Source organism: Glycomyces sp. L485, assembly GCF_022548875.1.
In the GTDB taxonomy this organism is placed as follows: Bacteria; Actinomycetota; Actinomycetes; order Mycobacteriales; family Micromonosporaceae; genus Glycomyces.
The window spans coordinates 4595-18486 of sequence record NZ_JAKZEW010000027.1 but is presented as its reverse complement, the minus strand read 5'-3'; the positions used below and the strand labels follow the sequence as shown (position 1 = coordinate 18486).

Below are 13892 nucleotides of genomic sequence, written 5' to 3'. Positions count from 1 at the left end.
GAGCGAACGACCTTAAGTCGAGGCGCTGGTCAGGCCCTCACGGAGGTCGTGGAGCATTCGGTTGAGCAGCCTCGACACGTGCATCTGCGAGATGCCGACCTCCTCGGCTATCTGCGTCTGGGTCATGTCGCCGAAGTAGCGCAGCGCCAGGATGCGGCGCTCGCGGCTGGGCAGGTCGTGGATGAGCGGCACCAGCGACTCGTGGTTGTCAACGAATTCGAGGGCGCTGTCCTCCTGGCCGACCGATTCGGCCAGCGGTGCCCGCTCCTGGTCTTCGAACGGCGACTCGTCGAGCGAGACCGCCCGGTATGCCTGCCGTGCCTCGTAGCCCTCCTCGACCTCCCTCTCGGAGATGCCGAGGTGCTCGGCTAGTTCCGCGTGCGTGGCGGGTCTGCCGAGTCTCTGCGCGAGCTCGGAGTTCGCCTGATTGATCGACAGCCGCAGCTCCTGGAGCCGACGCGGGACGCGCATCGGCCAGCTGGTGTCGCGGAAGTGGCGGCGCACCTCCCCCATCACCGTGGGGACCGCGTAGGAGAGGAAGTCGGCGCCCTGGTGCGGGTCGAACCTGTCGACCGCGTGGATGAGGCCGACCGAGGCCACCTGGATCAGGTCCTCCTTCGCTATGCCCTTGCCCGAGAACCGTTGGGCGATGTGTTCGGCGAGCGGCAGGTAGCCGGTGACGAGGCGGTCCCTGACTTCCCAGTGTCGTGGGTCGCCTTCTTCGAGTTGCTCCAGCTCCTCAAAGAGCGGCGCAAGGTGTCCGTACTCGTTCGAACTGAAACGTCCTTCGTGTGAATGCTTGTCCGCCATGGGAATCCCATCCTGCCCGCTGTGTCTGCGTTGCTCCGGCGGGTGCGCCGGTTCCTGCTTCCATGGGCCTGCCGCGTGTGCGGCACTGTTCGGGTGCGTCCGGGGACTGGCGTGGGGGTCGAGCTTGTGAATCTCTTCCATTGGGCAAAACGGAGCCTCTTGGGTGATAGCTGCGGTCTCCGCCCGATTCACGTGTCTGTCGACCACCTCCGTGATTTGGTTCAGATGAGTGGTTCGCGTTATTAGATCAGCGTACTACGGCAAGATCAACTCGTCAGCGGATTCAACAGTGAATTTTCTTCCAAACCTTTTGGTGATGCCAATCACACAAATGATTCGAATGAGGCACATGATGGGATGTCCGCGGACGAACAGGGTCATGAACAGGGACTCTACTACCCATCACTTCACTGCCGCAACAGCCTTAACGCGATTATTTCATTCCACGACAACCACTGAAACATCCTCTTCGATGTAATTCGACATATAATTCCCGCAGGTGCTAATAACTATTCACAGCGAACGTCGAACCCATTTCGAGGCGGCGGGTCCGGAACGTGCTCTTCCCCTCTGAGTCCGTCCGGCGAAATCCCTGCGCAGTCGTGGAGCACCCCATGGAGAAACGGTTACTCGAACCGTTGCGGTAAAGGCGGACCTAGATTCGGGCGGGCTCGCGGTACTCGCCCCACTCCTCGCGCAGCGTCTCGCAGATCTCCCCGAGCGTGGCCTCTGCGCGGGCGGCGTCCAGGATCGGCTCGATGAGGTTCCCCTCGCCCTTGGCGACCTCCGCCATCCGCGCCAGCGCGGCGTCCACGGCCGCCTGGTCGCGCCCGGCGCGGCGGCGTCCGAGCTCCGCGCGCTGCTCGTGCTCGACCTCGTCGGAGATCTTCAGGATCTCCAGCTCCGGGGTGACCGTCTCGGTCAGCTCGGTGACGCCCACGATGTGCTTGGCGCCCTCTTCCAGCTGCCGTTGGTAGGCGAATGCGGCTTCGGCGATCTCGGCGGTGAACCAGCCGTCCTCGATGCCCCGCAGGATCCCCGTGGTCATCGGGCCTATCTCGTGGCGCGAGGCCGCCTCCCTGGCGGTCTCGGCCGGGTCGTCCCCGGCCTCGCCGCCGAGCGCGAGGATCTGGATGAAGAGGTCTTCGGCGGCGGCCTCGATCTTGTCGGTGAGGGCCTCGACGTACCAGGATCCTCCGAGCGGGTCGGCGACGCTCGTCACGCCGGTCTCGTCGCGCAGCACCGACTGGGTTCGCAGGGCGATCTCGGCGGCCTGATCGGTAGGCAGCGCGAGCGTCTCGTCGAGCGCGTTGGTGTGCAGCGAGTTCGTCCCGCCCATCACGGCGGCGAGCGCCTCGACGGCGGTGCGCACGACGTTGTTGTACGGCTGCTGGGCCGTCAGGGAGACGCCGGCGGTCTGGGTGTGGAACCGGAGCCACTGGGAGCGTTCGGTCTTGGCGCCGTAGACCTCCCGCATCCACTTGGCCCAGATGCGGCGGGCCGCGCGGAATTTCGCGATCTCCTCGAAGAAGTCGATGTGGGCGTCGAAGAAGAACGACAGGCCCGGCGCGAAGCGGTCGACGTCGAGCCCGCGCGAGCGCCCCAGCTCGACGTACGAGAAGCCGTCGGCGAGCGTGAAGGCGAGCTCCTGCGCGGCGGTCGAGCCGGCCTCGCGGATGTGGTAGCCGGAGACCGACAGCGGCTTGTAGCGCGGGATGTTGGCCTCGCAGTAGGTCATGAGGTCGCCGATGAGCCGCAGGTGCGGCTCGGGCGGGAACAGCCACTCCTTCTGCGCGATGTACTCCTTGTGGATGTCCGTCTGGAGCGTGCCGTCCAGGGTGGACAGGTCGACGCCCTGGCGTTCGGCGGCGGCCAGGTACATGCAGAAGATCGGCACGGCCGGACCGGAGATCGTCATGGACGTGGTGGTCGAGCCGAGGTCGATGCCGTCGAAGAGGACGTCCATGTCGACGGTGGAGTCGACGGCGACGCCGCAGTGGCCGACCTCGCCGGCCGAAGCCGGCTCGTCGGAGTCACGGCCCATGAGCGTGGGCATGTCGAAGGCGACGCTGAGTCCGCCGCCGCCCGCTCCGAGCAGCATCTTGTAGCGCTCGTTGGTCTGCTGGGCGTTGCCGAAGCCGGAGAACTGCCTGATGGTCCAGGCCCGGCCGCGGTAGCCGGTGGGGTAGAGCCCGCGCGTGTACGGGTATTCGCCGGGCCAGGCGATCCGCTCCATCCGGGGGTCGGCGGCCCCTTCGGGCGGGCCGTAGACCGGCTCGACCTCCATTCCCGACAGCGTCGTGAAGTCGGCTTCGCGCTTCGCGGCGGACGCGTAGCGCTTCTCCCAGCGATCGCGGGCTCGGGCGATTTCCTCAGGGTCCACTGCGGCACCTCCACCTTGCGAAGCTTGCGAGCCATGGACTGGCACAGTCCCAGACTACTCGAATACTGAACGGTCGTTAAGGTCCGTCCGCGGGGTCAGTCGATGTCGCGCCAGGCGCGGAACGCCTCCAGTTCGACGGCGACGAGCTGCCCCGGATGGAACAGTTGGGAGACCGTCACGACGGTGGCCGTGGGCTTCACCACACCGAAGAACTCGCCGTGGACGCGGCCGACCGGATCGGCGTGGGCGGGGTCGGTCACGTACAGGCGCGAGCGCACCACGTCGGCGACGCTCGCCCCCGCGTGGACCATCGCGTCGAGCGCGGTGCGGAACGCCTCTTTGGCCTGCGCAGCGGGGTCGTCGAGGAGGCTCGGACGTCCGTCCACGTCGGCGGTGCAGGCGCTGGTGACGACCAGCGGCCCCACCGCCACCGCGCGCGAATAGCCGTAGAGCTGCGCCCACGGCCCTGTTTCTTCCACTCGATGAACCAGAGCCACGCGCGCCTCCTGAGGGTTTAGAGCTCCTTCAGCAGGTTCAACGCCTCAGCGACCGTGAAGTTACGCTCATACAGCGCCGTTCCGACAATGGCGCCTTCCACGCCTAGGTCCGTCAGACCCGCCAGCGCGCGCAGGTCCTCGAGCGAGGAGACGCCGCCGGAGGCGATGACGGGCTTGTCGGTGGCCTCGCAGACGCTGCGCAGCAGGTCGAGGTTGGGACCGGAGAGCATCCCGTCGCTCTTGACGTCGGTGACGACGTAGCGCTCGCACCCGGCCCGCTCCAGGCGCTCCAGGGTCGCGAACAGCTCGCCGCCCTCGCGAGTCCAGCCGCGCGCGGCCAGGCGCCCGCCCTTGACGTCGAGGCCGATGGCGACGCGGTCGCCGTACTCGCCGCAGAGCCGGTCGCACCACTCGGGATTCTCCAACGCGGCGGTGCCGATGTTGACGCGGCGGGCCCCGGAGTTCAAGGCGCGTTTCAGGGTCTCGTCGTCCCTGATGCCGCCGGAGATCTCGACCTGCATGTCGACCTTCGCGACGACCTGGGCGAGCAGCTCGTGGTTGGTGCCGCGCCCGAAGGCGGCGTCGAGGTCGACCAGGTGGAGCCATTCGGAGCCTTGGCGCTGCCATTCGAGGGCGGCTTCGAGCGGGTCGCCGTACTGCTTGCCGGAGCCGGCGACGCCCTGGACGAGCTGGACGGCCTTGCCTCCGGTGACGTCGACGGCGGGAAGGAGTTGCAGTGTACTCATTTCAATCCTTTGATCCAGTTGGCGAGCAGGGCGGCTCCGGCGTCGCCGGACTTCTCGGGGTGGAACTGGGTGGCCGAGACCGGGCCGCGCTCGACGGCGGCGATGAACGGCTCACCGTGAACGGTCGTGGCGACCAGGGAACCGGGCGGGGCGGTCTTGGCCGCGTAGGAGTGGACGAAGTAGAAGCGCTCGGCGGGGTCGATCCCGGCGAACAGGCGCATGCCTTCTGCCGCCTCGACGGTGTTCCAGCCCATGTGGGGGACGCGGTCGGCCTTGAGGTGGTCGACGCGGCCCTCGAAGACGCCGATGCCGGCGGTCTCGACGCCGTGCTCGACGCCCTCGGCGAACATGACCTGCTCGCCGACGCAGATGCCGAGCACCGGAGCCTGTGCGGCCGCGCGCTCGCGCACGAGCACGTCGAGGCCGTGCTTGACGACGCCGTCCATGCAGGCTGCGAAGGCGCCGACGCCGGGCACGACGAGGCCGTCGGCGCTGCGGGCGGAGTCGGGATCACTGGTGAGCTCGACGTCGCCGCCGGCGCGCTCGAGGGCGCGGAAGGCCGACCGGAGGTTGCCGGAGCCGTAGTCGAACAGCGCCACGGTTGGTTTGGACACTTCGGGCTCCTAGCCGTAGATGAGGAAGACGCCGCCGATGAACGCGACCGCGGCCGCGAGGGCGCAGATGAGGGCGGGGACGTACTTCTCGTTCTTGCGCAGGCTCTGCGCGCCGCCGATGAGGATCCCGGCGAGCGCCATGAGCAGGACGGGGCCGACGTATTCGTTCACAGCACGCCCTTGGTCGACGGGATCTCGTCGCCCTCGATCCTCGTCGCGGCCTTGAGCGCACGGGCGAGGGCCTTGAACTGGGCCTCGATAACGTGGTGCGCGTCGGGTTTCTGGCCCGGGTTCGAGGCGCGCAGCACGCTCACGTGCAGGCAGATCCGCGCGTGGTAGGCGAAGGACTCGAGGATGTGGCGGGTCATCGACGTCGGGTAGTCGGTGTTGATCATCGGGGCGATGTCGACCGGTTCCTCGTGGACCATGTAGGGCCGCCCGGACAGGTCGACGACGGCGCGCGCCAGGACCTCGTCGAGCGGCACGGAGGCGTCGGCGAAGCGGACGACGCCGGCCTTGTCCCCCAGGGCCTCGGCGAAGGCCTGGCCGAGGGCGATCGCGGTGTCCTCCATGGTGTGGTGGGCGTCGATGTGCAGGTCGCCCTTGACATCGACCTTGAGGTCGAAGCCGCCGTGCTTGCCGAGCTGGTGGAGCATGTGGTCATAGAAGCCGACACCGGTGGCGATCTCGACGGTCCTCTCGGCGCCGTCGAGGTCGACGTGGACGTCCACGGCGGTCTCGCCGGTCGTGCGGGTGATGCGGGCCGTGCGGCTCATTTACTGCTCCTTCTCGGTGAAGCTTGCGAACCATAAATTGGCGCAGAATAGCTCGGGCCGTCGGCCCATGACGGTGTCGAAGGCGTCGAGGAGAGCGGTGGTCTCCTCCTCGGTGCCGGCGGTGATCCGCAATCGCCCGGGCAGGCCGACATCGCGGATGAGGACGCCCTCCTCGAGGACGGCCCGCCAGACGGCGGCGGCGTCGGCGAGGCCGCCCAGGAGCACGAAGTTCGCGTCGGAGTCGGCGACGGGCAGGCCCTTGGCGCGCAGGTTCTTGACGATGCGGTCCCGCTGGTGCTTGAGCTCGTCGACCTCGGCCTGGAGCTGCGCGGCGCAGGCGAGGGCGCCGCGGGCGGCGGCCTGGGTGAGGCTCGACAGGTGGTACGGCAGGCGCACGAGCAGGAGCTTCTCGATGAGCTCGGGGTCGGCGGCGAGGTAGCCGACGCGGGCCCCGGCGAAGGCGAAGGCCTTGCTCATGGTGCGGGTGACCACGAGGCGCGGGCGGCCTTCGAGGCGGTTCAGCGCGGTCGAGCGCGGGTCGCGGGCGAACTCGGCGTAGGCCTCGTCGATGACGACGATCCCGCGAGCCGCCTCGTACGCGGCGTCGATGACGTCGGCGCCGAGCGCGGTCCCGGTCGGGTTGTTCGGGCTCACCAGGAACACGACGTCGGGGTCGTGCTCGGTGATCGCGTCGCGCACGAACGCCGGACTGAGCGTGTAATCGGCCTCGCGTCCGGCGTCGACGAAGGCCGTGCCGGTGCCGCGCGCCAGCAGCGGGTGCATCGAATAGGACGGCATGAAGCCGAGGACGGTGCGGCCGGACCCGCCGAACGCCTGGAGCAGCTGCTGGAGGAGCTCGTTGGAGCCGTTGGCGGCCCACACGTGGTCGACGGTCAGGCCTTGCCCGAGGTACGCGGCGAGGTCCTCCCGGAGGGCCACCGCGTCGCGGTCGGGGTAGCGGTTGAGGCTGCGGACCTGGCGCGACAGGTACTGCTCGATCACGGCGGCGACGTCGTCGGGGATCGCGTACGCGTTCTCGTTCGTGTTCAACTGCACCGGCACGTCGAGTTGCGGCGCGCCGTAGGGCGTCTTGCCGCGCAGGTCTTCGCGCAGCAGGTCTTCGATCTCCGTCATCGGGCGAACCTCGCCGAGACCGCCTCGCCGTGGCCGGGCAGGTCCTCGGAGTTCGCGAACGTCACGACGTCGGCGGCGACGGCTTCGAGCGCCTCTCGCGAGTAGTCGACGATGTGGACGCCGCGAAGGAAGGTGTGGACGCTGAGCCCCGCCGAGTGGCGGGCGCACCCGCCGGTGGGCAGCACGTGGTTCGACCCGGCGCAGTAGTCGCCGAGAGACACCGGCGAGTAGGCGCCCACGAAGATCGCCCCGGCGTTGCGGACGCGGTCGGCGACGGCGCGGGCGTCGGCGCACTGGATCTCCAGGTGCTCGGCCGCGTAGGCGTCGGCGACGGTGACGGCCTCGTCGACGTCGGCGACGAGGATCGTCCCGGACTGCTCCCCGGCCAGCGCGGTGGCGATGCGCTCCGAGTGGCGGGTGGCGGGGACGCGGGCGACGAGTTCGGCGTCGACCGCGTCGGCCAGCTCGGCCGAGTCGGTGATGAGGACGCTCGCGGCGGCCGGGTCGTGCTCGGCCTGGCTGATGAGGTCGACGGCGACGTGGGCGGGGTCGGCGCCGCCGTCGGCGATGACGGCGATCTCAGTGGTTCCGGCCTCGGCGTCGATGCCGACGAGGCCCTTGACGGCTCGCTTGGCGGCGGTGACGTAGATGTTGCCCGGGCCGGTGATCATGTCGACCGGGTCGCACTCGTCGGTGCCGTAGGCGAACATGCCGATCGCGGTGGGGCCGCCGACGGCGTAGACCTCGTCGATGCCGAGCATCCCGGCGACGGCGAGGATGCCGTTGTCCGGAAGGCCGCCGTTGGTCTTCTGGGCGGGGCTGGTGAGCGCGATGGAGCCGACCCCGGCAATCTGGGCGGGGACGGCGTTCATGATCACCGAGGAGGCGAGCACGGCCAGGCCGCCGGGCACGTACAGGCCGACCCGGCCGACCGGCACGTAGCGTTCGGTGACGGTCCCGCCGGGGGCGATCTCGGTGACGACCTCGGGGAGGCGCTGGGCCTCGTGTGCGGCGCGGACTCGATCGATGGAGGTCTGGTAGGCGCGGCGCAGTCTCTCGTCGAGGCCGTCGACGGCGGACTTGATCGCGGACTCGGGGACGCGCAGGTGCTCAAGATGCACACCGTCCCACTTCTCGACGAGTTCGACGACGGCGGCCTTGCCTCGGTCGGCGATGTCGTCGAGGAGCGGCTGGTTCTCCCGCACGGCCGCGTTCACGTCGAAGGCGGCGCGCGGCAGCAGTCCACGCAGGGCGCGGACCGGGTGATCGGCTACTTCTCCAGAAAGATCGATGCGTCTGAGCACGCTACAAGCGTAATGGCCGCCGATTCGCGCGCGACGGGGATACCGCTATTCGGGAACGTCCGACCGAAGGCTGGACCGACGCGACCAACCTGCGCAAACGGTGTAGGTGAAGACCGCCGCGAGGGCCATGACGGCGAGCGCGCCGAGTTGCAGCGAGGAGAGCGCCTCTGTGAAATGCCCGACCTTGAGCGCCTCCCAGGCTGCGCCCGGGTCGAGCTCGACGAACAGGACCGACGGCGGACGCCACATGTGAACGCCGGGCGTGGCGCTCCGCATGGCGTCCCAGAACGCCTCCCATTCGGCCTGGCCGATGCGCCAGGCCACCACCTGGCAGCCCACGGAGCCGACGACCAGGCCGAGGAGCGCGATCGGGCCGCGCCGCTCGCGCATGGCGGTCCAAGAGACGATCGCGGCGAGGACGCCGAGGACCAGGCCCATGCCGGCGAAGTACAGGTCCGCCAGGACATAGCCGTCGGGGTAGATCTCGACGCCGACCCAGGCGGCCTCGGTCGCTACGAACTCGACCCTGGGCGTGATGATCTGCCACAGCATCGCGAACGGGAAGCCGAGCGCGGTGAGGATGAAGGCGAGCGTCCCGGCCGCGAGCAGGTCGCGGCCGAGGGTGCGGCCGCGGCGATTTCCGGCGGTGCCCTCGGAGCGTTGGGTCTGCCCGGACTCGGCGGGCCGCAGTTCGGCGGTGCGCTCGGCTTCGTCAGTCACGGGCACGATCCTGCCACAGCGGTGAAACGACCGCCCGGGGGCGCAGGCGTATAAGGGATCAGAGTCCGTCGATGATGGTCGCCGCGGCCTCGAACCAGGCGGTGCGGGTGCCGGGGCGCAGCGCCGAGAACTCGATCTTGGCGCCCGGCTCCAGAGCCGGGTCGTAGGGCACGACGGCGACGGCGCGGGTGCGGGAGGCGAAATGCTTGCGCAGGTCCTCCAGGAGCGGCCCCTGGTTCGGCGTGGGCATCGACAGGAGGGTCACCGCGTTCTGGACGAGGTGTCCGTAGCCGTTCTCCTCCAGCAGGTCGAGCATCCAGTCGGCGGAGAACGCGGCGTCTTCACGCGGGACGGTGGTGACGACGAGCCGGTCGACCGAGGAGACGACGGTGCGCCAGTTCGCGGACTCGACGTTGTTGCCGGTGTCGATGCAGACGACCTGGTGGGTGCGGGTGAGGATGTCGAGCACCCGCAGGACCGTGGTCGGGTCGAGGTGGCGCTGGAGTTTCGGGTCCTCGTCGCCGGCGAGGACGTCGAACGAGCCGTCGGCCGAGTGCCGGAGGAACTCGTCGAGGTGCTCGGGCAGGTGGACCCCCGCCGCCTCCACCTCGTTCAGGTGTTCTACGAGGTGGCGGATGGTGCGCCCGTGCCGGGCCGAGCCGGCCCGCAGGCCGAGCGTGCCGCGCAGTTCGTTGTCGTCCCAGGCGATGACGCCGCCGTCGCGGGCGGTGCCCATGGCCGCGGCCGAGAGCACGGTGGCGGTGGTCTTGTGGACCCCGCCCTTCGGGTTGATGAACGCGACGACCTGGCTTCGGCCGAGGTCGCGGCGCAGACGCTCCATGGTGGCCGGATTGGGTCCGGCGTTCGGCGGCGCCTGGTGCCTGATCGAGGAGGGCGGAAGCCCCTGGTGCGGCGCGCGCGGCGGGGTCTGCGGCGGCATCTGCTGCGGGACGGGCCTGCGCCCGGCGGAGGGCGCGGAGGTCGGAGGCGGAGGCGGAGCCGGCGCGACCGGAGGGGAGGCGTACGCCTCACGCGGCGGCGGTGTCGGCGCCTGCTGCGCGCCACCTCGGCCGCGTCCTCGTCCCAGCAAGTTCCGCCATCGCGAACCTGCATCCGGGCGTTCGCTCCAAGCTTCGGGTGAGCCCATGCGCAACCTCCTCTCGGCCGTTCTGAATACCGCACGTTCCGGCGCCTTACAACTACCACCCGCGACCATTAGAACACAACGATTTCTGAAGGCCCGTCGTGAATCGCGGGCGCGCGGAGCGGCTCGGAGAGACATGCGTTACCCCGCGCGACCCTGCGCCGGGCGTCCAGTACAACTGAAGTCTAGTGGGTTCTCATTGCTCGACCCGCAACCGTGCCAGCGCCGACTGGAGATCCTCGGGGTATTCACTCTCGAAGGTGACGGTACGCCCCGTTCCGGGATGGACGAACTCCAGCCGATAGGCATGCAGCCATTGCCTGGTCAGCCCCAGCTTCTCGGTCATGGTCGGGTCGGCGCCGTAGGTCGCGTCGCCGACGAGCGGGTGGCCGAGAGCCGAGAAGTGAACGCGGATCTGATGGGTGCGACCGGTCTCCAGGACGATGTCCATCAGGGACGCGCCCGGGAAGACCTCGATGGTGTCGTAGTGGGTGACGCTCGGCTTGCCGTCGGCGACGACCGCCCACTTGTAGTCGTGGCGCGGGTGGCGCCCGATCGGCCCGTCGATCGTGCCCGACAGCGGATCGGGGTGGCCCTGCGCTACAGCCCGGTAGCGCTTGGAGACGCGGCGTTCCTTGAAGGCGCGCTTGAGTTCTGAGTAGGCGCGCTCGCTCTTGGCGACGACCATCAGGCCGGAGGTGCCGACGTCGAGCCGGTGGACGATCCCCTGGCGCTCGTCGGCGCCGTGGACGGACAGCCGGTATCCCGCGGCGGCGAGGCCGCCGGTGACGGTCGGGCCGGTCCAGCCCGGGCTCGAGTGGGCGGCGACGCCGACGGGCTTGTCGACCACGACGATGTCGTCGTCGGAGTGGATGACGTCGAGGCCCTCGACCGGTTCGGGCGCGACCGCCTGGACGTCCTCGGGCGGCGGCGGGAGCGTCACTTCGAGCCAGGCTCCGGAGCTCACCCGCTCGGACTTCGTGGCGCAGGCGCGGCCGTCCACGATGACGTCCCCTGCGGTGACGAGCTCGGCCGCGACCGTGCGAGACAGGCCCAGCAACCGAGATACGACCTGGTCGACGCGCTGGCCCTCGAAGCCCTCGGGGATCGGCAGCGAGCGCGTTGGGCGCTCGGCGATCACTGCTCGTCCTCTTTCCCCGCGGCCCGGCGCGCGGCCGGCGAGAAGCCGTGCCCGGTGAGCTCCAGCAGCACGATGAGGATGACGCCGCACACCAGCGAGGAGTCTGCGACGTTGAAGATCGGGAACGCCCTCCCGTGCGGCTGGAGCACGCTGATGAAGTCGACGACGTGGCCCAGCCCTATGCCCGGTTCCCGGAAGATCCGGTCGATGAGGTTCCCGGCCGCGCCGCCGAGGACCAGGCCGAGTGCGATCGCCCACGCCGGGTAGACGATCTTGCGCGCCAGGAAGGCGAGGAACACGACCACGGCCGAGGCGACGATCGCGAGAATCCACGTGTAGTCGGTGGCGATGCTGAACGCGGCGCCCGGGTTCCGCGTCAGGCTCAGGTAGACCATGCCGCCGAACAGCCGCACCGGCTCGGCCGGGTCGAGCCCGTTCACCGCCAGCGTCTTCGTCCATTGGTCGAGACCGATCGCTACGGCCGCGATGACATAGCAGGCCAGCATGAGCGCCGGTCTGCGTCTCGGGGCGCGGTCAGGGGTGTCGTCGTCTCGCTCCGTGCGACCGTTCATCTCGGTGTCGGGCTGCGTTTCCTCGCTCAGCGTCGCTCCTCAAGCTGTTTGCAACTGACGCAGAGGGTAGCCGACGGGAAGGCGGCGAGACGAGCCGCCGGGATGGGTTTACCGCACTTCTCACAGATGCCGTAGTCGCCGTCGTCGAGCCGGTCGAGCGCGTGGCTGACCTGCCGGATCCGTTCGGAGATCGCATTGGCGACGGTGACCTCGTGCTCGTGCTCGACGGTCTTGGAGCCGGAGTCGATCTGGTCGTCCCCGGCGGTGTCGGACAGGCGATCGCGCTGCGCGGTCGCGATCGACTCGACGAAACGCTGCTGCTCATCGACGAGCTCGTCGAGGCGTTCCTTGAGCGCGGCGCGCAGTTCGGCCTGCTCGGAGTCGGTGCGCAGGGGCGCGGACTCGGACTCGACGGCGGGCGCGGCGGCCTGCCTGGCGGTGGTCTTCTTCGCCGCCTTCTTGGCGGTGGACTCCTTCGCGGTGGTCTTCTTCAGCGCTTTCTTGGCCGCCTTCTTGGCGGCGGCCTGCTTCTGGACCTTCTTGGCTGCACTCATGACGGGCCTCTGGAGGGGTGTGTCGGTGTTGGTTCCGGTCGGCGCGGGGCTGACCGCGCTGCCGAACGCGGGTCCTCCCCGGCCGTGCTCAGAGCGGCGGCGTTCGGCATCGTGGCTCCCCAGGTCGCATACCTCATGACACCTCGTCAAGACGAGGACAATGCGCGGATACGACCGCTGAGACGGGCGCACGCCGCGCAATTAAGCACACAGGATACGCAACACCTGCAACCAGGTCAATTACTTCGGGAACTTGACTCCCGACTGTGCGTACCCGTCAGCGCCCGGCCGGCGCCATGAGCAGGCGCGAGGCGGGCTCGCACAGAGCGCAAGGGGTGAAGCCCAGTCCTACGGCCTCGGCCACGGCGAGCGGTTCGAAGTCGCGTCCGACCAGGTGGACGCAGTTCGCATGGTGGAAGCGGGGGCGCCCGTCCACGACGGCGACCTCGGCGTCGAGTCGCATGAGCGCGGCGGCCTCGACGCTGGTCATGTGCTGCTCGATGGGCTCGTCGCGCAGCTCCAGGGGGCCGGAGGCGGCGTGTGAGCCGCCGGCGGCGCGCCGAGGCGGGGTCTCGAACCGGATCTCGGGTTCGCGGTCCACCGCGTAGTCGGTGGGTTCGAAGACGCGTCCGGCGACGACGGGGATTTCACGGGTCGGCCTGTCGTCGACGCCGATCCGGGTGAGTTGCCGGGTGTCGTCCGCGGCGGGGCGACGCGGGGCGTCGTCCGCGGCGGGGCGATGCCGGGGCACACGCGGGCGCGGTGGGCGGCTGCGAGCCCCCATATAGAGGGCGACGCCGGCCGCGAGGCTCGCCGCTATGGACGAGAACAGCAGCTGGTCGTTGCCCGAGGTCAGGCCGATGGTCAACAAGACCGCCGCAGTGACGAGGATCAGCAGGCTGCTGACGAACACGACGAGTCGCCTCCCCAGCGCGGGCGGTCTCCACCTTCCCGCGCAGTCCCGAGCGGCCGAGGGGCCGCCGAATCCGAACGCATGCGTGGCGGTGAGGGCGAACGGGCCGTTTCATGGCTCGCGAGCTTCGCCGAGGACGACGGAGGACGCCCTCACCTGCTCACTCATGTCTAACGAGGCGATGCCCGTTCAGGTTATGGCCTGGAGGCGGGCCAAACGAGCGGCAGAGGTCACCCGCGCGTCGGGAGTCCGGCGAATCCGCCGGAGCGTGCCGCGGTCTTGCCCGTCCGCTCGTTCTCCACCGGCTGGGCCGCGATCTCCTCCGCGGACTCGTCGACGCCCTGCTGGCCGTTGAGGTCGCGCAACTGGCTCTCCAGGTACAGCTTCAGACGGGTGCGGTACTCGCGCTCGAACGTCTTCAGCTCCTCGATGTGCTTGAGCAGCGAGGCGCGCTTGTTCTCCAGCGCGCCCATGACCTTCTGGCGCTCCTTCTCGGCCTCGATCTCGAGCCGCTCGGCCTTGTCTCGGGCCTGACCGACGAGGTCCTCGGCTTGCGCGCGGGCCTCGGAGACCGTGCTCTCGGC

At 69.4% G+C, this 13892-nt stretch carries 14 protein-coding genes and 2 pseudogenes; all 16 read right to left on the bottom strand.

The annotated features are described in order from the left end of the window. Positions 1–12: 12 nt before the first annotated feature. Positions 13–810 carry a SigB/SigF/SigG family RNA polymerase sigma factor gene (locus L0U85_RS13775; protein WP_241378335.1) on the bottom strand — a complete coding sequence of 266 codons (798 nt, stop codon included), beginning with the start codon at positions 808–810 and terminating at the stop codon, positions 13–15. Between the two features lie 655 nt (positions 811–1465). Then, the gene (locus L0U85_RS13770; RefSeq protein WP_241378334.1) at positions 1466–3193 is read right to left on the bottom strand and encodes a methylmalonyl-CoA mutase family protein; all 1728 of its coding nucleotides are present in this window, start codon (positions 3191–3193) and stop codon (positions 1466–1468) included. A gap of 95 nt (positions 3194–3288) precedes the next feature. Further along, positions 3289–3672 carry a Rid family hydrolase gene (locus tag L0U85_RS13765; protein ID WP_241378333.1) on the bottom strand — a complete coding sequence of 128 codons (384 nt, stop codon included), beginning with the start codon at positions 3670–3672 and terminating at the stop codon, positions 3289–3291. A gap of 35 nt (positions 3673–3707) precedes the next feature. Then, positions 3708–4436, bottom strand: a complete 729-nt coding sequence (gene priA, locus L0U85_RS13760) for a bifunctional 1-(5-phosphoribosyl)-5-((5-phosphoribosylamino)methylideneamino)imidazole-4-carboxamide isomerase/phosphoribosylanthranilate isomerase PriA (RefSeq protein WP_241378332.1) — start codon at positions 4434–4436, stop codon at positions 3708–3710. Continuing rightward, positions 4433–5050 (bottom strand): imidazole glycerol phosphate synthase subunit HisH, encoded by a 618-nt coding sequence (gene hisH, locus L0U85_RS13755; RefSeq protein WP_241378331.1) that lies wholly within the window; start codon positions 5048–5050, stop codon positions 4433–4435. The genes priA and hisH overlap by 4 nt, the downstream gene beginning before the upstream one ends. Before the next feature lie 9 nt (positions 5051–5059). Next, the gene (locus tag L0U85_RS13750) at positions 5060–5221 is read right to left on the bottom strand and encodes a hypothetical protein (RefSeq protein ID WP_241378330.1); all 162 of its coding nucleotides are present in this window, start codon (positions 5219–5221) and stop codon (positions 5060–5062) included. Continuing rightward, positions 5218–5826 carry an imidazoleglycerol-phosphate dehydratase HisB gene (hisB, locus tag L0U85_RS13745; RefSeq protein ID WP_241378329.1) on the bottom strand — a complete coding sequence of 203 codons (609 nt, stop codon included), beginning with the start codon at positions 5824–5826 and terminating at the stop codon, positions 5218–5220. Before hisB ends, L0U85_RS13750 begins: the two co-directional genes overlap by 4 nt. Beyond that, positions 5827–6960: a histidinol-phosphate transaminase gene (locus L0U85_RS13740; protein WP_241378328.1), complete on the bottom strand. Its 1134-nt coding sequence runs from the start codon at positions 6958–6960 to the stop codon at positions 5827–5829. Further along, complete coding sequence (gene hisD, locus L0U85_RS13735) at positions 6957–8264, bottom strand: histidinol dehydrogenase (RefSeq protein WP_241378327.1); 1308 nt, start codon at positions 8262–8264, stop codon at positions 6957–6959. Before hisD ends, L0U85_RS13740 begins: the two co-directional genes overlap by 4 nt. A 45-nt stretch (positions 8265–8309) precedes the next feature. Beyond that, entirely contained in the window at positions 8310–8984 is a 675-nt protein-coding gene (locus tag L0U85_RS13730; RefSeq protein ID WP_241378326.1) for a DUF2567 domain-containing protein, read from the bottom strand. Between the two features lie 58 nt (positions 8985–9042). Then, a pseudogene (locus tag L0U85_RS13725) lies at positions 9043–9816 on the bottom strand (chromosome partitioning ATPase); the annotation flags it as partial. A 508-nt stretch (positions 9817–10324) separates the two neighbouring features. Further along, positions 10325–11266, bottom strand: coding sequence for an RluA family pseudouridine synthase (locus L0U85_RS13720; RefSeq protein ID WP_347177440.1), 942 nt, complete (start codon positions 11264–11266; stop codon positions 10325–10327). Next, complete coding sequence (lspA, locus tag L0U85_RS13715) at positions 11266–11841, bottom strand: signal peptidase II (RefSeq protein WP_241378323.1); 576 nt, start codon at positions 11839–11841, stop codon at positions 11266–11268. Before lspA ends, L0U85_RS13720 begins: the two co-directional genes overlap by 1 nt. Before the next feature lie 26 nt (positions 11842–11867). Then, positions 11868–12395 (bottom strand): TraR/DksA family transcriptional regulator, encoded by a 528-nt coding sequence (locus tag L0U85_RS13710; protein WP_241378322.1) that lies wholly within the window; start codon positions 12393–12395, stop codon positions 11868–11870. 277 nt (positions 12396–12672) lie between these two features. Then, complete coding sequence (locus L0U85_RS13705; RefSeq protein ID WP_241378321.1) at positions 12673–13308, bottom strand: hypothetical protein; 636 nt, start codon at positions 13306–13308, stop codon at positions 12673–12675. A gap of 230 nt (positions 13309–13538) precedes the next feature. Beyond that, positions 13539–13892 (bottom strand): annotated as a pseudogene (locus L0U85_RS13700) (cell division protein DivIVA); the annotation flags it as partial.

What these genes read in the sequence shown, in the direction of transcription:
- L0U85_RS13775 (WP_241378335.1), bottom strand. Translation starts at nt 810, where the DNA reads ATGGCGGACAAGCATTCACACGAAGGACGTTTCAGTTCGAACGAGTAC.
- priA (WP_241378332.1), bottom strand. Translation starts at nt 4,436, where the DNA reads ATGAGTACACTGCAACTCCTTCCCGCCGTCGACGTCACCGGAGGCAAG.
- hisB (WP_241378329.1), bottom strand. Translation starts at nt 5,826, where the DNA reads ATGAGCCGCACGGCCCGCATCACCCGCACGACCGGCGAGACCGCCGTG.
- L0U85_RS13740 (WP_241378328.1), bottom strand. Translation starts at nt 6,960, where the DNA reads ATGACGGAGATCGAAGACCTGCTGCGCGAAGACCTGCGCGGCAAGACG.
- lspA (WP_241378323.1), bottom strand. Translation starts at nt 11,841, where the DNA reads ATGAACGGTCGCACGGAGCGAGACGACGACACCCCTGACCGCGCCCCG.
- L0U85_RS13710 (WP_241378322.1), bottom strand. Translation starts at nt 12,395, where the DNA reads ATGAGTGCAGCCAAGAAGGTCCAGAAGCAGGCCGCCGCCAAGAAGGCG.